Source organism: Vibrio furnissii CIP 102972, assembly GCF_000176175.1.
Lineage (GTDB): Bacteria > Pseudomonadota > Gammaproteobacteria > Enterobacterales > Vibrionaceae > Vibrio > Vibrio furnissii.
On sequence record NZ_ACZP01000003.1, the window covers coordinates 1 to 17,969 of the forward strand.

Below are 17,969 nucleotides of genomic sequence, written 5' to 3' on the forward strand. Positions count from 1 at the left end.
TCAGACCAGCTAGGGATCGTCGCCTTGGTGAGCCCTTACCTCACCAACTAGCTAATCCCACCTGGGCATATCCTGACGCGAGAGGCCCGAAGGTCCCCCTCTTTGAGCCGAAGCTATCATGCGGTATTAGCCATCGTTTCCAATGGTTATCCCCCACATCAGGGCAATTTCCCAGGCATTACTCACCCGTCCGCCGCTCGCCGCCCAACAAATCTCCCGAAGGTTCAATGTTGTCGCTGCCGCTCGACTTGCATGTGTTAGGCCTGCCGCCAGCGTTCAATCTGAGCCATGATCAAACTCTTCAATTTAAGATTTTGTGGCTCAATGAATACTGACTTCAAATTACCTTAGTAATTCAAAGCTATTATCGTTCCAACAGAACGATAATGAATTGACTGTGCCGATACCGAAGTATCGATTGGTCACTCAGTTCATTGATACCTAAGTTGATTCTTTAGAATCATCTTCGATTATCATCAACGAGTGCCCACACAGATTGATAGGTTTATATTGTTAAAGAGCTTTCTTCCTACTTCAGCGACGAGTCACCGTGGAAGAGGCGGCCATTCTAGCGAGATAATCTTCAGTGTCAAACACTTTTTTCAAATCATTTCGTTTTTCTTTCTGGCCTGTCTGACTAGCTTTGAACCCTTGTGAGCCCTTGCCCTGTCGACGAGGTGGCATTATAGAGATCCGAATCACACTGGCAAGTACTTTTTATGAAAAAATGAAAAAATAACGCTTAAGTGATGAATTAACGCTCAAAGCCTTATTTATCCAATTTTACCCCAACGATACGTACAACTTATCCACAGAGTTATTCTTTTTAGCCCTTTGATCGCGGCGCATCTACATCACTTATATATAGAAAAAGCCGCTAACGCGGCTTTTTCTATATTAGGCAGATTAAATACCAGAGCCATCTTGCTCAGGAGATTCTTCATGCAGCCCACATTCTCGCTTCAAACCAAAGAATCGTGTTTCTTCTTCACTCATGCCCGGTTCCCACTTACGGGTCGTATGCGTATCGCCGACTGACAGATAGCCTTGATCCCAAAGTGGGTGATACGGCAGATCGTTGTCTTTCAGGTAATAGTGGACATCTTTATTGGTCCAATCGATCACCGGAAGGAATTTGAAGACGCCATTTTGAACCGCCAAAATCGGTAAGGTCGCCCGTGACTTCGATTGCTCACGACGTAAGCCCGAAAACCAAGTGCCGACGTTAAGTTCATCCAGCGCACGGCGCATCGGTTCCACTTTATTGATGCGATTGTATTGTTCAATCCCCGTCACGCCCTGTTCCCACAATTTACCAAAGCGAGCTTCCTGCCACGCGGATGACATCTCTGCGGTGTAGATCTTGAGATTCAGATCCAAACGCTCCGTCAGTTGGTCAATAAACTGGTAGGTTTCCGGAAACAGATAGCCCGTGTCGGTCAGGACCACCGGGACGTCTTTGTTCACAGACGTCACCAAATGCAGCATTACCGCCGCCTGAATACCGAAGCTAGAAGAGACGGCATGCGTACCCGGCAAATGTTCCAGCGCCCAAACGACACGTTCTTGCGCCGTGAGCGTTTCTAAATATGCGTTAACCTCGGCCAAGTGGAGCGCCTGCTCCGCCTTGGTGAGCGTTAACAACTCCGCCAAATTCGGAGTCGCGACGATCTCAGGCATAAAAATCCCTCTTTGACACAATCACTTCTTGAATGATGCCGGTACGAATCGTGAAATCACCAAACCCTTCCCCAACCTCACGCTCTGTTGCCCAACGGCCCACCAGCGTATCGATTTCGTCTAGGATCTGTTTATCGGTAATGTTCTCTTTATACATCTTCGGCACACGAGTTCCCGCGCGGTTACCACCGAGGTGCAGGTTGTAACGGCCAGGCGCTTTCCCGACTAAACCGATTTCAGCCAGCATCGCACGGCCACATCCGTTTGGACAGCCGGTAACACGCAGGATGATGTTGTCTTCTTTTGGCAGCGCGTGTTTTTCCAGAATACCTTCGACCTGAGTGACAAACTCCGGCAGGAAGCGTTCAGCTTCAGCCATCGCCAATGGACAGGTGGGAAACGCCACACACGCCATCGAATTCTTACGCTGCTCGCTGACACTGCTGTCCATCAAACCATGGGACACTGCCAATGCTTCAATCTCAGCTTTTTGGTCGGCCGGGACACCAGCAACAATCAAGTTTTGGTTTGCCGTCATCCGGAAATCGCCCTGGTGAATCTTCGCGATTTCCGCCACACCGGTTTTCAGTGGCTTGCCAGGGAAATCTAATAGACGACCGTTTTCAATGAACAGCGTCAGGTGATGCTTCCCATCGATGCCTTCTACCCAACCGATGCGATCGCCGCGTTCGGTGAACTCGTATGGACGGCTATCGCCGAACGTCACGCCCGCACGTTTTTCGACTTCCGCTTTAAAGACATCCACGCCAACACGATCCAGCGTGTATTTGGTTTTCGCGTTCTTACGGTTTGAACGGTTACCCCAATCGCGCTGTGTCGTCACCACGGCAGCCGCCACATCTAACGTTTTCGCCAACGGAATAAAACCAAAGTCATCCGCGCGACGTGGGTATGTCGAGGTATCACCATGGGTCATCGCCAGACCACCGCCCACCAACACGTTAAAGCCAACCAGCTTGCCGTTGTCTGCAATCGCCACGAAGTTCAAATCGTTCGCATGCACATCAATATCGTTATGCGGCGGGATCACCACCGTGGTTTTGAATTTCCGTGGCAGATAATTGCTACCCAGAATCGGTTCTTCGTCGGTGGTTTCGACTTTCTCGCCATCCAACCAAATTTCTGCATAAGCGCGCGTTTTCGGCAGCAAATGCTCACTGATTTTCTTCGCCCACTCGTACGCTTCTTGGTGCAGCTCAGATTCCACCGGGTTTGAGGTACACAACACGTTACGGTTGACGTCGCCTGCCGTCGCAATCGAGTCGATGCCGATGCTATTGAGCGTCTGGTGCATCAGTTTAATATTCGGTTTCAGAACGCCATGGAACTGAAACGTCTGGCGGGTCGTCAGACGGATACTGCCATACAGCGAGTGTTCGGTCGCAAACTTATCGATCGCCAGCCATTGTTTGGGTTGGATGATGCCGCCTGGCATACGAGCACGCAGCATCACGTTGTGCAGCGGCTCCAGTTTTTGTTTGGTACGTTGGTTACGAATGTCACGGTCATCTTGCTGATACATGCCGTGGAAGCGGATAAGCTGGAAGTTATCAGCCGTGAATCCACCCGTGATGCGATCTTGCAGATCGTGTTCGATCGTGCCACGCAGGAAATTACTTTCGCGTTTGAGGCGTTCATTATCAGAAAGCGAGCCGAGCACTTCGCCAAGGACTTCCTGTACGTTGTTTTCAATCTTGGTGCTCATTAGTACACATCCCTCTGGTAACGTTTCGCTTTACGAAGCTCATTGAAATATTCTTCTGCTTTTTCACGTGACAGGCCGCCCTGTTGCTGCCCGACGACGATCAGCGCTTCATGGACATCTTTCGCCATGCGTGTCGCATCACCACAGATGTAAACGTAGGCGCCATCTTGCAACCATTGCCATACCTGCTCCGCTTGTTCCAACACACGGTGTTGTACGTACACTTTCTCATGTTGGTCACGGCTGAAAGCGATGTCCAAACGCGTCAGCGCACCTGATTTCAGGTATTTCTGCCATTCCACTTGATAGAGGAAATCTTGAGTGAAGGTGCGGTCACCAAAGAACAACCAGCTCTTACCCTCCGCTCCACGGTTATCCCGCTCTTGAATAAAGCTGCGGAACGGTGCGATACCGGTCCCCGGGCCAATCATGATCACTGGCGTTGCATCATCTTGCGGCAGTTTGAAGTTGTTGTTGTGCTCGATGAACACTTTCACGGACTCGCCTTCTTCTAGGCGTTGACCCAAGAAGCTGGACGCCCCGCCTTGGCGAACATCGCCATCCACATCGTATTCCACGATACCAACCGTCAAGTGCACTTCTTCATCCACTTCCGACTGGCTGGACGCAATAGAGTACAGACGTGGCGTGAGACGACGCAGCAGAGCAATCAATTGTTCCGCCGAGAGCTTGGTTTTCTTTTCTTTTAGGACATCGACAATTTGAGTATTGGCCGCGTATTCACGCAGCTTGTCTTTGTCTTCCACCAGCTTTTGTAATTTCTTGCTAGCCGACAGCTCAGCAAACTTGGTGACAAACTGCGGGTTCGAACCGGTGATTTCGTATTTGCTCACTAGCGCGCTATGTAAAGAAAGGCTTTCACCATCAACTTCAACGCTTTCTACACCCGACAACCCTGCCGCCGCCAGAACCGCATTCGCCAATTCTGCACTGTTCTCATACCAGACACCCAACGCGTCACCCGGTTGATACGTCAGCCCCGAGTCCGCCAGATCGATTTCGATATGACGTACATCTTTGCCTGAATCACGGCCCGTGATTTTCTGGCTGGTCAACAACGTGGCGGTATATGGATTTTGTTTGTTGTATTGAGAATGGGACGTCGTGGCTTGACCGACAGGCAACTGAACCACTTCCGCTTGGCTGCTTGCCAATGCTTCTTTGACGCTGGCTAACGCTTTCGCACGCCATTCTGCGGCAGGGGCATCGTAATCCACATCGCAATCCACGCGATCGATAAAGCGCTTCGCACCCAGTTTTTCAAGGAACGTATCGAAATCTTTGCCTGTTTGGCAGAAGAACTCGTAACTCGAGTCGCCCAGGCCAATCACGCCATATTGCAGGTTGGGTAATTTCGGGGCTTTTTTCGATTGCAGGAATTCGTGCAGCGCCAACGCATTGTCCGGCGCTTCGCCTTCACCATTGGTTGAAGCCACGACGATCACGTGCGTTTCTTTCGCCAGATCTTTGCCTTTGTAATCACTGGCATCAAACAGCTGCACGGCAATACCCGCCGCTTGGGCGTCTTGTTCCAACGCTTCAGCCACACCTTTCGCATTCCCAGTTTGCGAAGCAAAGATAATGGTCAGCTTACCGGCAGGTTTTGCCGCAGTCAGCGCTGCCGCCTGAGTCAAAGGTGCTGAAGCCCCCAGCGTCTGAGACTGGCTGAGCCCCCAGAAATAACCGCTCACCCAAGCCATTTGCTGAGGTGAGAGTTGTGAAATCGTTTGTTGCAGCTGATTGAGCTGCGAGTCGTTGAGTGGGCTGGCAAGCCCAGCGAGCTCTTTTGGTATGGTGTTTCCTGAAGACATTGTCACGACTTCCTTATTCATTGCGTGACGATAGATTAACCACTCCTCTTAATAACAAGAAAGAATAGATGAGCATGTTTTATAACTTTTTGGAAGTAAGGCGGGTGAAGTTTGACCTTACTTGGATTCCACTCTCACCTGCTTAAATCCCACCGCCATCGCCGATTTAGAGGCTTGGTCGAGATCGATGTAATGGCACTCCTCGCCATTGGTGCCGGTCAGCAGGACAAATCCGCCGCGTTGGTGACGAAATTCCACTATCCATGCGCCTTCTTCTGAAGAAGGCTCAATTATGGCTTCTACAAGCTGGTTCTCGCGGTAAAGGTTTCTCAGTTCCGTGATCGTCATCGCCACTCTCACTCATATTGCCGTTCCATCCTATTAAGCATGGTCTATTTCGAGCGGATTGCGAATTCTGCTGATGAGATTGTCGTTCGCACAACAAAAACGCCACCAAGAAGCGGTGGCGTGAGGACAACATCGGGATGATTTAAAAGCGGAAGTCAGCGCCGAGGAACCAACCATCAACAAATACATAAGAGGTTCCGGTATCTGGCGACTGCGTGGCCAAGTCATCAAACTCAAGGTCAATCACACGGTATCCGCCTTTGAGTGCCCATTCCCCGTCTTTCACTGGTAAACGATATTGTACGCCCGCTGTGACATCCGAACTTTTCATGCCACTGTTATTGCCGACATCAAACTGGCCGATGATGTCAAAGTTGGTCTCTGGGATCGAGAGCTCCGCGGCGGCATACCAGTTAAACGTAGTGTCGTTAAAGTCGTACGTTTTGTCATCCTGAGCACGGTAATGAGAACTGCGGTACTGCGTGACCGTCACCCCGGCATCAAAGTTCATCCACTCATGATGCAGTAAGTTGTAATAGAAGGTGTAATCGAGTTTATCGAATGCGGCGTAATTGGCATCGACACTCGTGTAACGAACGCTGAAGTTCGGCAGGTAACGCAATTGGTGGTCGAGCGCGGCCTGAAATGCAGGCGCTTGATCCGTTTCATGGCGCACTTCATCAACCTTGGTGCTGCCCCACCACATCGCTGCGCCCAGTTTGACGTCATAAGCCGTGTCGTCACACCACGCCGTGGCAGAAAGCGATAATAACGCGGTTGTCAGTATCGCCATGGCTGGCTTATTCATGGTCATTGCTCCTGTCAAAGTGCTAAGTATATGTCATCTTTTGGGTCGGCATAGTAGCACAGGCACAGACCATGTTGAGATGGCCAAACCATTCTTAACGTGGAATTTGCTGATAGTGACGATACACCCATACGCCCAGCGCAATCACAATCAGCCAAGGCAGCAGTTTGAGCGCAAAACCAAGCAGGCTCAGCAACATCAACACACCAAACGCCACAGCGATGGCTACCAGTGTGCCGAAGACGGTCAACCCCGTCACCAACAAGCTGGCCACAAATACCAAAATAAAAATCAGCTCTACCATCATCGTTCTCCTTTTCTTGGTGTTATAGCACGTTTCGCGCCAACCGAGCGCGCCAGGCTAATTAACTGATTTAGCTGAAGTAAATAAAAAGGCCGTGGCGAATAAACGTCCACGACCTCATCTAACTGGTTAAAGTCACCAACAGTTGGTGAAATTTACACATCCAGCTCTTGATACGGAATTTTGGCCAGCGCCTGCTCGACCACTTCAATCCCCGCGCCCGCTTTGTGCGCGTTTTCACTGATGTGACGACGCCATTGACGCGCGCCCGGCATATTTTGGAACAACCCCAGCATGTGACGCGTGATATGTCCTAAATAACTGCCCTGTGCCAGTTGTTGCTCAATGTACGGATACATCTCTTGCACCACCTGAGAACGCTTCTTCACTGGCGTATCCAGACCAAAGATCTGCTGATCAACTTCGGCCAGCAAGTATGGGCTTTGGTACGCTTCACGGCCGATCATGACGCCATCCAGATGTTGGAGATGTTCTTTGGCTTCCGCCAATGATTTCACGCCACCATTCACAGCGATGGTCAACTGCGGGAAATCCTGCTTCAACTGATACGCGCGTGGGTAATCCAGCGGCGGGATCTCGCGGTTCTCTTTCGGGCTCAAGCCGCTCAACCACGCTTTACGCGCGTGAATGGTAAACTGCTCACAGCCACCTTGCTCCGACACCACGGTAACGAAGTGGGTCAGAAACTCATACGAATCCTGATCGTCGATACCAATCCGGGTTTTCACCGTGACCGGAATATCCACCACCGCTTTCATGGCCGCGACACACTGCGCAACCAACTCAGGTTCCGCCATCAGGCACGCGCCAAAGCGACCGTTTTGCACGCGATCAGACGGGCAACCGACATTGAGGTTAATTTCATCGTACCCGCGTTCCTGTGCCAACTTCGCACAATGCGCTAGATCGACGGGGTTCGAGCCACCCAGTTGCAACGCAAGCGGATGTTCTTCCTCGTTGTACGCCAAGAAGTCACCCTTTCCATGGATGATCGCACCTGTGGTTACCATTTCGGTATAAAGCAAGGTTTGCGATGACAGCAAACGATGGAAATAGCGGCAGTGGCGGTCTGTCCAATCGAGCATCGGCGCCACAGAAAGCCGGCATGAGTGAGTCATTGGTTCAACATCCCCATTTCAATCAAAAAGCATTTGGCCACCGAGTGACCAAAAAGAAAGTTTGGCATTGTAATCGCTTCTGTTTATATCGCCAACAGTTCTTCGGAGGTATCGTTTCGCGACAAGATAAGGTAACTTAGCGCTTATCTATGGAAATATCGTCGTTAGTGTATGAATCAAACCAGATTTATTGATGAGCAAAACGATATTCATCCGGAAATAGTATATGATTACTAAAGTCCGACGGTTATGGTGATAGATTTGGACAATAAGCTTACCAAACAGATTGAAGAAATATGTACGGCTCGAGGTGTCAGGCTGACGTCTCAACGAAAACGGGTGTTTGAACTCATCTGTGCGAGCAAAAAAGCCTCGAGTGCTTATGAATTGCTAGAAGATCTGAAACAGAGTGAACCTCAGGCCAAACCACCGACGGTTTACCGAGCACTGGATTTTCTGATGGAACAAGGCTTCATTCACCGGGTAGAATCAACAAATAGCTTTATATCCTGCTGCTCTTGTAATGCACACAAGCACTTTTCACAGCTATTGATTTGCGACCAGTGCGGCAACGTGATTGAATTGCAAGATGATAGCCTGATAGCATTGCTGGCAGACAACGCGGAGAAACACGGCTTCAAAATTGCCAACCACGTGATTGAGTCGCATGGTGTGTGCCAATCGTGTTCCTCGAAATAAAGAATGAAACAATAGAAGAAGGTTATGCGCGCTGAATTTGTAAACCCGTTTTTAGCGTCTTTGCTGAACGTGCTAAAAACAATGGCTTCTCTTGAATTGAAGCCTCAAAAACCTCGTTTGAAAAAAGACGAAATTGCTCGCGGTGATGTGTCTGGCCTGATTGGTATGGTCGGTCAACAGACCCGTGGTTCCATGTCGATTACGTTCGATGAAAGTCTGGCGCTGGAAATTATGCAGAACATGCTGGGCGAACGACCGAACGGGTTAAACGAAGAAGTGACAGACATGGTGGGTGAAATCACCAATATGGTGACTGGTGGCGCGAAACGCATTCTGGCAGAGAGTGGGTTTGATTTTGATATGGCAACCCCTGTGGTGGTGTCTGGTAAAGGCCACACTATTCGTCACAAATGCGAAGGCTCAATCATCATCATGCCGTTTTCTTCTCAATGGGGAAATGCCTTCATCGAGATCTGTTTCGAATAAACACTTCGGTGAGATTTCATAAAAAAGCGGATGCCTTGGCATCCGCTTTTTTTATTGCGCTGACTCCGAGCCGGGGCTCAGAGTCAATTCATCATTCACCACGAAACGCTTTGAATGCGTTGATCAGACCGTTGGTCGAACTGTCGTGAGAGCTGATTAGCGCACTGTCTGCCAGTTCAGGCAGAATTTGGTTCGCCAGCTGTTTACCCAGTTCTACACCCCATTGGTCAAAGGTAAAGATGTTCCAAATCACGCCTTGAACAAAGATCTTGTGTTCGTACATCGCGATCAGGTTACCCAGAGAACGTGGCGTAATCTCTTTCACCAAAATAGAGTTGGTTGGACGGTTCCCTTCAAACACTTTGAATGGCACCAGCGCTGCAACTTCTTGCTCTGATTTACCAGATTTCACCAATTCCGCTTTCACAACATCCGCTGATTTACCAAATGCCAATGCTTCTGTTTGTGCGAAGAAGTTCGACATCAGTTTCTGATGGTGATCGCTGACTGCATTATGTGTCAGTGCTGGCGCAATGAAATCACATGGGATCAGTTTGGTACCTTGGTGAATCAACTGGTAGAACGCGTGCTGGCCGTTAGTACCAGGCTCGCCCCAAATGATTGGGCCAGTTTGGTAAGTCACTGGGTTGCCATCACGGTCAACGTACTTACCATTCGATTCCATGTTGCCTTGTTGGAAGTACGCAGCAAAACGGTGCATGTATTGGTCGTACGGAAGAATCGCTTCAGATTCTGCGCCGTGGAAGTTGTTGTACCAAATACCAATCAACGCCAGGATCATTGGGATGTTGTTTTCGAACGGAGTTTCAACGAAATGTTTGTCCATTTCATGAGCACCGCTCAGCAGTTCAACGAAGTTGTCAAAACCAATCGACAGAATGATCGATAGACCGATCGCGGACCACAGTGAGTAACGGCCGCCAACCCAGTCCCAGAATTCAAACATGTTGTCGGTATCAATACCAAACTCTGCAACCGCTGACGCGTTGGTAGATAGCGCAGCGAAGTGCTTCGCAACGTGCGCTTCATCGCCCGCAGTATCAAGGAACCAGTCACGCGCAGAGTGCGCGTTGGTCATGGTTTCTTGCGTGGTGAACGTTTTTGAAGCCACCAGGAACAGCGTGGTTTCTGGATTCACTTTCTTCAGTGTTTCCGCAATGTGCGTGCCATCGACGTTCGATACAAAGTGCATGGACAGGTGGTTTTTGTATGGCGCCAGCGCTTCTGTCACCATGTAAGGACCGAGGTCAGAACCACCGATACCGATGTTCACCACATCCGTGATCGCTTTGCCAGTGAAACCTTTCCACTCGCCGCCAATAATGCGCTCAGAGAACGCTTTCATTTTCTCAAGCACGGCATTTACCGCAGGCATGACATCTTCACCATGAACCATCACTGGTGTATTGCTGCGGTTGCGCAGCGCGGTGTGCAGCACGGCACGACCTTCGGTTTGGTTGATGGCTTCGCCACTGAACATTGCCTGAATCGCACTTTTCACATCCGCTTCGTCAGCCAGAGCGAATAGATGCTTCATGGTTTCTTCGTTCACAAGGTTTTTTGAGTAGTCGACGAGAATGTCGTTACCGAAACGGGCGGAGTATTTAGCAAAACGTTGACTGTCCTCTGCGAACAGAGTTTTGAGGTCCATATCCTGCGCGGATTCAAAATGCGCGGTCAGTGCTTTCCAAGCTTGAGTTTGCGTTGGATTGATATTTTTCAACATGGTATCTATCCCGATGTTACTGTAGATTTTATTCCACTAATCTTAGTCACTGGCACCAAGAATGCAGAATCCCCGATTAAGCAAAAAGAAAATGATAAAGTTCTCTGCCTGACGCAGAGCAAAGTGTAATAAATTTTCAATGCACAATTATGACTCAGCTCATGTACCCCCACATTGAGTTAAGTCACGTAAACACCGAGTGTTTACCCAATTGTGTTACAATCACTTGGCGCCAACCATAGCGTTTATCCGGCCGTTTGCCAATCAGATTATGGAGAGAGACAAATGTGGGCTCAGCAGCAAATTCACCTACGTGCATATCCACGCGGTTTTCATTTGATTACTGATGAAATTGAACAACAATTACCGCAATTAGCTGATATTTCTGTCGGTTTGCTACATCTGTTTATTCAACACACGTCAGCCAGCCTCACGCTCAATGAAAATGCCGATCCAACCGTCCGCTCGGACATGGAACAGCACTTTAATCACTTTGTCCCCGAGCGTGCCCCGTATTATGTGCACACCTACGAAGGCGATGATGATATGCCCGCCCACATCAAAGCGTCACTACTCGGCTCCAGCGTGACGATTCCCATTTCGCAAGGTCGTTTAGCGTTGGGAACATGGCAAGGCATTTACTTAGGCGAGCACCGTGACCACGGTGGCAAACGCCGCCTGGTTGCGACGCTGCAAGGGGAATAAAAAAGCAGGCCTATCGGCCTGCTCCGTAATATGACATGTCAACGCGGGAGGTCAGTTTAGTCACCAACTCATAACCCAGCGTGCCAATGTGGCTGGCCACTTCTTCGACAGGCAGTTCACTGCCCCACAAAATGGCTTCATCGCCCACGTTATCACGCGCATCCGGCCCCAAATCAACGGTAAGCATATCCATGGACACGCGACCGGCAAGCGGTACCACACGGCCATTGACCACCACGGGTGTGCCATTAGGCGCAGTGCGTGGGTAGCCATCGCCGTACCCAATCGCAATGACGCCAATTTTGGTATCGCGCTCGCTAACCCAAGTCGCGCCATAGCCCACACTTTCGCCAGCTTTCACGTCGCGTACAGCGATCAAATGCGATTTGAGTGTCATCACCGGTTGATAGCCGAGTTGCTGCGCGTTTTTCTCAGCAAAAGGCGACACACCGTACATAATGATGCCTGGGCGAACCCATTCCATCTGGCTTTGCGGCCACGCCAATAAGCCTGCCGATGCCGCCATAGAGCGCTCACCTTCACAGCCGTTGGTCAGTGATAAAAATAGCTCAATTTGCTCCGTAGTGGTCGATTTATCCAGCTCATCAGCACAGCCAAAATGGCTCATGTAGCGCAGCGGTTTCGCCACGTTGTTGCATGCTTGAAGCCGCGCCACAAACTGCGCATATTGCTCTGGACGCACGCCCAAACGGTGCATGCCACTGTCGATTTTCAGCCACACCACCACCGGCGTTTCCAGCTCGGCGCTTTCCAGTGCCTGCAACTGCTCTTCGCAGTGCAGCACAGTTTGAATATTGTTGGTCACTAGCACAGGTAAATCCCCCTGCGAGTAGAACCCTTCCAACAGCAGAATCGGCTTTACTACGCCACTGGCGCGCAGTTGCAATGCTTCTTCAATGCGAGCCACACCAAAAGCATCAGCGCCGACGGCGTGCTTCGCCACATGGCGTAGCCCATGGCCGTAACCATTGGCTTTGACCACCGCCATTAATTTACTGTTGGGCGCTTGCTGCTTAATCTGCTGCAGATTGTGGCGTAACGCGTCCAAATTGATACAGGCCGTCGCAGCTTTCATGTAATTCATCGTTTTACTCATCGTCGTCAAATGCCGGTCCTGCATAATTATCAAAGCGGGAGAACTGGCCCTGGAAGGTCAGACGTACAGAACCGATAGGGCCGTTACGCTGTTTACCGATGATGATCTCGGCGGTGCCTTTGAGCGCACTGTCAGGATGGTAAACCTCGTCACGGTAGATAAACATAATCAAGTCCGCGTCCTGCTCGATAGAGCCGGATTCACGCAAGTCCGAGTTAACCGGGCGTTTGTCAGCACGTTGTTCCAGCGAGCGGTTCAGCTGCGACAGTGCCACCACGGGCACATTCAGCTCTTTCGCCAGCGCTTTCAGCGAGCGGGAGATCTCAGCGATTTCCAGCGTTCGGTTATCCGACAACGCCGGTACACGCATCAGCTGCAGGTAGTCGACCATGATAAGCGACAAACCGCCATGCTCACGGGCAATACGGCGCGCACGTGAGCGCACGTCGGTCGGCGTCAGGCCAGAGCTGTCATCGATGTACATGTTCTTCTTCTCCATGAGAATACCCATGGTCGAAGAAATTCGCGCCCAGTCCTCATCATCGAGCTGACCGGTACGGATTTTGGTTTGGTCAACACGAGACAGCGACGCCAACATACGCATCATGATCTGTTCGGCGGGCATCTCCAGCGAGAAGATCAGCACCGGCTTTTCCTGCTCCATCGCCGCGTTTTCACACAAGTTCATCGCAAACGTGGTTTTACCCATCGATGGACGTGCCGCGACGATGATGAGATCCGACCCTTGCAGACCTGCCGTTTTCTTGTTGAGGTCGGTAAAGCCGGTATTCACCCCGGTCACACCATCCTGCGGCGTTTTGTACAGCAGCTCGATACGCTCAAGCGTTTTTTCCAGAATGTTGTCGACGTTCTGTGGGCCTTCATTTTCGCTTGTGCGCGCTTCTGCAATCGCAAATACTTTACTTTCGGCCAGATCGAGCAGGTCTTCCGAACTGCGGCCTTGCGGATCGTAACCCGCATCGGCAATTTCATTCGCCACACCAATCAGATTGCGCACCAGCGCACGTTCAGCCACGATCTCCGCATAGGCGTTGATGTTGGCCGCACTCGGGGTATTTTTGGCAAGATCGGCGAGATAAGCAAAGCCACCCACGTCTTCGAGCTGTTCTCGTTGTTCGAGAAATTCCGACAGCGTGATCAAATCGAGCGGCTTACCCGCATCCAGAATCGACTTCACACCATCAAAAATCAGGCGGTGCGGACGGCTGTAAAAGTCTGATGTCAATACACGTTCAGAGACCGTGTCCCAGCGTTCGTTATCCAGCAACAAGCCGCCAATCACGGATTGTTCAGCTTCTAAGGAATGGGGAGGAACTTTAATCGCATCGACCTGCGCATCAGCAGATTTACGGTTTCGGTTATCTGTTCGGGGATCAGCCATGACTTCACTCGGTAACTCTTTAATGACCGTCCATTATAACGAGAATACAAAATTTGTAATTAATGATACGAAAGTTTGTGTATGCTAGCGGCAGAATTAACCGTCTCATGACCCAATTAGCAACATAGATGCTTATCATGCAACGATTCAACCCGTGTATATGAGGTAAAGTGTGTCCAAAGTTTGGCTTCTAAGTATTGGCCTACTGACGAGTTATAACGTCTGCGCAAACGAGGATCCCAAGCGCGATACGGACATCAAGATTCCTTCTCACTGGCACAGCCAGATTGAGTTCGGCTATCAGTCGCATACTGGCAATACCGATTCAGAATCGCTCAATACGCGCCTGAAAGGGGAATATATCGAAGGGCGTCACCGGACCAACGGGGAATGGCGTTTTTATAAGTTGGACAAAAACGGCAAAGAGAATAAGCGCCAATCGAACTATGCATTGCAAACCGACTACAAGCTTGGCCCCAAAACCTACTTGTACGGCAGCTTTAAAGGCATTGATTCACGTTACAGTGCTTATTTTAAGGACTATACCTTATCTGGCGGTTTGGGTTATCAAATCACCCACACAGAGCAGTTGTTGATCGAGGTGGAATTGGGCCCAGGTTATCGCTATCAAGAGCCGAATTTGGATGAGATCGATAAAACGGACGTCGTCTTTCCAGACATCGTGCAGGAGCCGATTTTTCGTAGCAATTTGAAAACCGAATGGCAAGCGCTGAAGTCGCTCAAGTTTGCGGCTGACCTGACGTTGGTGAATGGTGAAAGTAACACTCGCTTGGACTCCGAGCTGAGTGTGATTAACAATATCACCGAAGACATCGCACTGAAGATCAACCAATCTCGTCAGTACCATACGCGTGTACCTGATGGCATGAGCAAGGCGGACACCGTCTTGTCCGTGAACCTGATTTTCCTCTTCTGAAGCCGCTCATTGCGTTACTTCAGACATAAAAAAACACCAGCCGAGGCTGGTGTTTTTGATTCGTCTGTATACTGAAATTACTCAGCAACAACCTGTACTTTCGCAGTAGCGAAAACTTCAGAGTGAAGTTGAACGCTAACTTCGAATTCACCAGTGTTGCGCAGAGCGCCTTCAGGTAGGCGAACTTCGCTCTTAGAAACTGCAACACCTGCCGCTGTAATAGCGTCAGCGATGTCACGAGTACCGATAGAACCGAACAGTTTACCTTCGTCACCAGCTTTAGAAGCAATTACTACTGCTTCCAGAGCGTTAACTTGGTCAGCGCGAGCTTGTGCGTCTGCTAGGTGTTCAGCAACTTGTGCTTCTAGCTCAGCACGACGGCTTTCAAACATTTCAACGTTAGCTTTAGTTGCCATAACAGCCTTACCTTGAGGGATAAGGAAGTTACGAGCGTAACCAGATTTAACGCTAACTGTATCGCCAAGACCACCTAGGTTACCGATTTTATCAAGTAGAATAACTTGCATTGCTTAATCCTCTTTCTTAATAAACGGTGCCAATTACTGATGTTTGTCAGTGTATGGCAGTAGAGCTAGGTAGCGAGAACGCTTGATTGCACGAGCTAGCTGACGCTGATATTTAGCGCTAGTACCAGTGATACGGCTAGGTACGATTTTGCCAGCTTCAGTGATGTAGTTCTTAAGAGTTGCTACGTCTTTGTAATCAATCTCTTGTACGCCTTCTGCTGTAAAACGGCAGAATTTACGACGACGGAAGAAACGAGCCATGGGCTATCTCCTGATCTAAATTTGGATAATGTTGTCGGCATGTAGCACCAATTTCCCCACGCCATTTCGGCCGGTTTGGTAAGCCAAAAATCCACTTACCTGAATGATGCTGCCTTGTACTAAATTTTGAGTTAACGCTTTTGACCGTTGCCCACTGACAACCACCGGGATTCGGCAATACACCTGTCGCGGTAGGTCAGCTTCGATCACCGTAGAGCGATGCTCTAGCCAAAATCGGCAGTGTTCGATGCCCGAAGGGCTTTGGCTTCGAATCGGAGGTTTAGCGATGGAACCACTTAACTCCATTCGATTGGTCATCAATGAAATTACTCAGCGTCTGCTTCAAATTTCGCTTCGTCACGCTTAGAACGCTCTTCTTTAGCTTTCAGCATGATTGAAGGTTCAGTGATTGCAGCTTTAGTACGCATAATCATGTTACGCAGAACCGCATCGTTGAAACGGAAAGCAGTTTCCAGTTCATCGATAACAGCTTGGTCAGCTTCAACGTTCATCAGAACGTAGTGAGCTTTGTGAAGCTTGTTGATTGGGTAAGCCAGTTGACGGCGGCCCCAGTCTTCTAGACGGTGTACTTTACCGCCAGCTTCAGTGATTGAACCAGTGTAACGCTCGATCATGCCAGCAACTTGCTCGCTTTGATCTGGGTGCACCATGAATACGATTTCGTAATGACGCATTTATTTGCTCCTTACGGATTATTCAGCTTCCCAAGTTGGCCCGGTCATCCAGAGGAAGCAAGGAACTAATGAAATTTGACCGAGAATTAAGGAGCGAGAATAGTACAGAAAGACAGCAGCATTAGCAAGGGAAATATTAGGCAGGAAACGCGGCGTTTTGCAGCCAGTGCCAAGGCGTGGCGCTGGCTGCAAACGGTTAATCTTCGTCGACGAATTGGGCTTGAAGGTAATTCTCAATCCCCGTCATATCAATCAAACCAAGCTGAGTTTCCAGCCAGTCCACATGCTCTTCTTCATCTTCCAGAATGTCCTGAAAGAGGTCACGTGACACGTAGTCGCGAATGTCTTCGGCATAGGCAATTGCATCACGAAGGTCCGGAATGGCAGCGAGCTCAAGTTTGAGGTCGCATTCGAGCATTTCTTTGGTGTCTTCCCCGATCATCAGCTTGCCGAGATCTTGCAAATTAGGCAGGCCTTCGAGAAACAGGATACGCTCAATCAAATGATCCGCATGCTTCATCTCATCGATGGATTCGTGATATTCCTTATCCGCGAGGTGTTTTAACCCCCAATCCTTGTACATGCGCGCATGGAGAAAGTATTGATTGATGGCAATCAGTTCATTGCCGAGAATTTTATTCAGGTGTTGGATGATGATTGGATCACCTTTCATGACAAAGCCCTCCTCTTTGGCTCTTATAACTGTAGAACCAATTGAGAAGGTGTCAAAAAGGTCGCTGGCCTAACTGGCTTGTTGGTACTGTACGACGATAGTTTCGTTCAGAATTTCTTTAGCCTGTTTCACGCACTTGCCACATTGCGAGCCCAGTGCGGTGCAACGTTTGATGCCGCGGATATCGGTGATCCCTTGCTCAAGGGCAAGCTTTTTGATCTTCTTATCTGACACACCGTGACACAAACACACGTACATACTGCAACCTCATTATCTTGTTGCCTTGAACTATAAAAAGGAATCGTTCTTATTACCAGTTAGTTTTCAACTTCATTAAGATCGTTTCGTTATATCAAAACCACGGATTTTCAAAGCAAGATCACTTAGCACGCTGTGCATTGAATACACGACTGCTAAGCAATTGTTTTATGGCACATGATCACAGACAAACAGTGAAGACTAGAAATTTTTTTTATAACCAAAACGCAAAAAGGGAAGCCGAAGCTTCCCTTTTTTCATGCGAGGTTCGCAGTAAGATTATCGATTAAGCGATGATCTTAGCAACAACACCAGCACCAACTGTACGGCCACCTTCACGGATTGCGAAGCGTAGACCTTCGTCCATTGCGATTGGCGCGATCAGCTCAACAATCATTTGAATGTTGTCGCCTGGCATTACCATCTCTACGCCTTCTGGCAGTTCGATGTTGCCTGTTACGTCAGTTGTACGGAAGTAGAACTGTGGACGGTAGCCTTTGAAGAATGGAGTGTGACGACCACCTTCATCTTTAGACAGTACGTATACTTCTGATTCAAACTTGGTGTGTGGAGTGATTGAACCTGGTTTCGCTAGTACTTGACCACGTTCTACTTCATCACGTTT

The 17,969-nt window shown here is 49.4% G+C and carries 21 protein-coding genes and 1 rRNA gene; 4 read left to right on the top strand and 18 right to left on the bottom strand.

Annotated elements, in window-relative coordinates:
- The 8 genes from VFA_RS00070 to dusA all read right to left on the bottom strand — a co-directional run.
- A 16S ribosomal RNA gene (locus VFA_RS00070) occupies positions 1-308 on the bottom strand; the annotation flags it as partial.
- A 598-nt stretch (positions 309-906) separates the two neighbouring features.
- Positions 907-1,680: a phosphoadenylyl-sulfate reductase gene (locus VFA_RS00075; RefSeq protein ID WP_004723704.1), complete on the bottom strand. Its 774-nt coding sequence runs from the start codon at positions 1,678-1,680 to the stop codon at positions 907-909.
- Entirely contained in the window at positions 1,673-3,406 is a 1,734-nt protein-coding gene (cysI, locus tag VFA_RS00080; protein WP_004723706.1) for an assimilatory sulfite reductase (NADPH) hemoprotein subunit, read from the bottom strand. Before cysI ends, VFA_RS00075 begins: the two co-directional genes overlap by 8 nt.
- Positions 3,406-5,259, bottom strand: a complete 1,854-nt coding sequence (locus VFA_RS00085) for an assimilatory sulfite reductase (NADPH) flavoprotein subunit (protein WP_172475401.1) — start codon at positions 5,257-5,259, stop codon at positions 3,406-3,408. Before VFA_RS00085 ends, cysI begins: the two co-directional genes overlap by 1 nt.
- 96 nt (positions 5,260-5,355) lie before the next feature.
- The gene (locus VFA_RS00090) at positions 5,356-5,586 is read right to left on the bottom strand and encodes a hypothetical protein (protein ID WP_024374468.1); all 231 of its coding nucleotides are present in this window, start codon (positions 5,584-5,586) and stop codon (positions 5,356-5,358) included.
- A gap of 142 nt (positions 5,587-5,728) precedes the next feature.
- Positions 5,729-6,394 carry a TIGR04219 family outer membrane beta-barrel protein gene (locus VFA_RS00095; protein ID WP_004723713.1) on the bottom strand — a complete coding sequence of 222 codons (666 nt, stop codon included), beginning with the start codon at positions 6,392-6,394 and terminating at the stop codon, positions 5,729-5,731.
- A 94-nt stretch (positions 6,395-6,488) separates the two neighbouring features.
- The gene (gene pspG / locus VFA_RS00100; protein WP_038150560.1) at positions 6,489-6,698 is read right to left on the bottom strand and encodes an envelope stress response protein PspG; all 210 of its coding nucleotides are present in this window, start codon (positions 6,696-6,698) and stop codon (positions 6,489-6,491) included.
- A 155-nt stretch (positions 6,699-6,853) separates the two neighbouring features.
- Entirely contained in the window at positions 6,854-7,837 is a 984-nt protein-coding gene (gene dusA, locus VFA_RS00105) for a tRNA dihydrouridine(20/20a) synthase DusA (RefSeq protein ID WP_081454415.1), read from the bottom strand.
- A 249-nt stretch (positions 7,838-8,086) separates the two neighbouring features.
- Here dusA and zur point away from each other — a divergent pair, with 249 nt between their 5' ends.
- Positions 8,087-8,536, top strand: coding sequence for a zinc uptake transcriptional repressor Zur (zur, locus tag VFA_RS00110; RefSeq protein ID WP_038150561.1), 450 nt, complete (start codon positions 8,087-8,089; stop codon positions 8,534-8,536).
- A gap of 24 nt (positions 8,537-8,560) precedes the next feature.
- The gene (locus tag VFA_RS00115) at positions 8,561-9,022 is read left to right on the top strand and encodes a chemotaxis protein CheX (RefSeq protein ID WP_004723722.1); all 462 of its coding nucleotides are present in this window, start codon (positions 8,561-8,563) and stop codon (positions 9,020-9,022) included.
- A 91-nt stretch (positions 9,023-9,113) separates the two neighbouring features.
- On the opposite strand, the gene pgi is transcribed toward VFA_RS00115, so the two are convergent.
- Positions 9,114-10,769 carry a glucose-6-phosphate isomerase gene (pgi, locus tag VFA_RS00120; RefSeq protein WP_004723723.1) on the bottom strand — a complete coding sequence of 552 codons (1,656 nt, stop codon included), beginning with the start codon at positions 10,767-10,769 and terminating at the stop codon, positions 9,114-9,116.
- Between the two features lie 285 nt (positions 10,770-11,054).
- Here pgi and VFA_RS00125 point away from each other — a divergent pair, with 285 nt between their 5' ends.
- Complete coding sequence (locus VFA_RS00125; protein WP_004723726.1) at positions 11,055-11,474, top strand: secondary thiamine-phosphate synthase enzyme YjbQ; 420 nt, start codon at positions 11,055-11,057, stop codon at positions 11,472-11,474.
- Between the two features lie 10 nt (positions 11,475-11,484).
- On the opposite strand, the gene alr is transcribed toward VFA_RS00125, so the two are convergent.
- Positions 11,485-12,570: an alanine racemase gene (gene alr / locus VFA_RS00130; RefSeq protein WP_038150563.1), complete on the bottom strand. Its 1,086-nt coding sequence runs from the start codon at positions 12,568-12,570 to the stop codon at positions 11,485-11,487.
- A gap of 13 nt (positions 12,571-12,583) precedes the next feature.
- Positions 12,584-13,993 (bottom strand): replicative DNA helicase, encoded by a 1,410-nt coding sequence (locus tag VFA_RS00135; protein WP_004723730.1) that lies wholly within the window; start codon positions 13,991-13,993, stop codon positions 12,584-12,586.
- Positions 13,994-14,165: 172 nt separating this feature from the next.
- Here VFA_RS00135 and VFA_RS00140 point away from each other — a divergent pair, with 172 nt between their 5' ends.
- Entirely contained in the window at positions 14,166-14,930 is a 765-nt protein-coding gene (locus VFA_RS00140) for a DUF481 domain-containing protein (protein WP_014205883.1), read from the top strand.
- A gap of 77 nt (positions 14,931-15,007) precedes the next feature.
- Here VFA_RS00140 and rplI read toward each other — a convergent pair whose 3' ends face one another.
- From rplI to VFA_RS00170, 7 genes are all read right to left on the bottom strand, one after another.
- Complete coding sequence (gene rplI, locus VFA_RS00145; protein WP_004723735.1) at positions 15,008-15,457, bottom strand: 50S ribosomal protein L9; 450 nt, start codon at positions 15,455-15,457, stop codon at positions 15,008-15,010.
- A 33-nt stretch (positions 15,458-15,490) separates the two neighbouring features.
- Positions 15,491-15,718 carry a 30S ribosomal protein S18 gene (gene rpsR, locus VFA_RS00150; protein WP_000090472.1) on the bottom strand — a complete coding sequence of 76 codons (228 nt, stop codon included), beginning with the start codon at positions 15,716-15,718 and terminating at the stop codon, positions 15,491-15,493.
- A gap of 15 nt (positions 15,719-15,733) precedes the next feature.
- Positions 15,734-16,036, bottom strand: a complete 303-nt coding sequence (priB, locus tag VFA_RS23060; RefSeq protein ID WP_086027247.1) for a primosomal replication protein N — start codon at positions 16,034-16,036, stop codon at positions 15,734-15,736.
- Between the two features lie 8 nt (positions 16,037-16,044).
- Positions 16,045-16,413 (bottom strand): 30S ribosomal protein S6, encoded by a 369-nt coding sequence (gene rpsF / locus VFA_RS00155; RefSeq protein WP_004723737.1) that lies wholly within the window; start codon positions 16,411-16,413, stop codon positions 16,045-16,047.
- Positions 16,414-16,609: 196 nt separating this feature from the next.
- Complete coding sequence (gene bfr, locus VFA_RS00160) at positions 16,610-17,086, bottom strand: bacterioferritin (RefSeq protein ID WP_004723745.1); 477 nt, start codon at positions 17,084-17,086, stop codon at positions 16,610-16,612.
- Positions 17,087-17,155: 69 nt separating this feature from the next.
- The gene (locus tag VFA_RS00165; protein WP_004723747.1) at positions 17,156-17,344 is read right to left on the bottom strand and encodes a (2Fe-2S)-binding protein; all 189 of its coding nucleotides are present in this window, start codon (positions 17,342-17,344) and stop codon (positions 17,156-17,158) included.
- Positions 17,345-17,630: 286 nt separating this feature from the next.
- A partial coding sequence (locus VFA_RS00170; RefSeq protein ID WP_038150562.1) for an EF-Tu C-terminal domain-related protein occupies positions 17,631-17,969 on the bottom strand: 339 nt, incomplete at its 5' end.

Coding starts and splice junctions, on each gene's coding strand:
- cysI (WP_004723706.1), bottom strand. CDS start 3,406: ATGAGCACCAAGATTGAAAACAACGTACAGGAAGTCCTTGGCGAAGTG.
- zur (WP_038150561.1), top strand. CDS start 8,087: ATGGTGATAGATTTGGACAATAAGCTTACCAAACAGATTGAAGAAATA.
- rplI (WP_004723735.1), bottom strand. CDS start 15,457: ATGCAAGTTATTCTACTTGATAAAATCGGTAACCTAGGTGGTCTTGGC.
- VFA_RS00165 (WP_004723747.1), bottom strand. CDS start 17,344: ATGTACGTGTGTTTGTGTCACGGTGTGTCAGATAAGAAGATCAAAAAG.
- rpsF (WP_004723737.1), bottom strand. CDS start 16,413: ATGCGTCATTACGAAATCGTATTCATGGTGCACCCAGATCAAAGCGAG.
- pgi (WP_004723723.1), bottom strand. CDS start 10,769: ATGTTGAAAAATATCAATCCAACGCAAACTCAAGCTTGGAAAGCACTG.
- VFA_RS00095 (WP_004723713.1), bottom strand. CDS start 6,394: ATGAATAAGCCAGCCATGGCGATACTGACAACCGCGTTATTATCGCTT.
- VFA_RS00090 (WP_024374468.1), bottom strand. CDS start 5,586: ATGACGATCACGGAACTGAGAAACCTTTACCGCGAGAACCAGCTTGTA.
- pspG (WP_038150560.1), bottom strand. CDS start 6,698: ATGGTAGAGCTGATTTTTATTTTGGTATTTGTGGCCAGCTTGTTGGTG.
- alr (WP_038150563.1), bottom strand. CDS start 12,570: ATGAAAGCTGCGACGGCCTGTATCAATTTGGACGCGTTACGCCACAAT.
- dusA (WP_081454415.1), bottom strand. CDS start 7,837: ATGACTCACTCATGCCGGCTTTCTGTGGCGCCGATGCTCGATTGGACA.
- bfr (WP_004723745.1), bottom strand. CDS start 17,086: ATGAAAGGTGATCCAATCATCATCCAACACCTGAATAAAATTCTCGGC.
- priB (WP_086027247.1), bottom strand. CDS start 16,036: ATGACCAATCGAATGGAGTTAAGTGGTTCCATCGCTAAACCTCCGATT.
- VFA_RS00125 (WP_004723726.1), top strand. CDS start 11,055: ATGTGGGCTCAGCAGCAAATTCACCTACGTGCATATCCACGCGGTTTT.
- VFA_RS00135 (WP_004723730.1), bottom strand. CDS start 13,993: ATGGCTGATCCCCGAACAGATAACCGAAACCGTAAATCTGCTGATGCG.
- VFA_RS00115 (WP_004723722.1), top strand. CDS start 8,561: ATGCGCGCTGAATTTGTAAACCCGTTTTTAGCGTCTTTGCTGAACGTG.
- rpsR (WP_000090472.1), bottom strand. CDS start 15,718: ATGGCTCGTTTCTTCCGTCGTCGTAAATTCTGCCGTTTTACAGCAGAA.
- VFA_RS00075 (WP_004723704.1), bottom strand. CDS start 1,680: ATGCCTGAGATCGTCGCGACTCCGAATTTGGCGGAGTTGTTAACGCTC.
- VFA_RS00085 (WP_172475401.1), bottom strand. CDS start 5,259: ATGAATAAGGAAGTCGTGACAATGTCTTCAGGAAACACCATACCAAAA.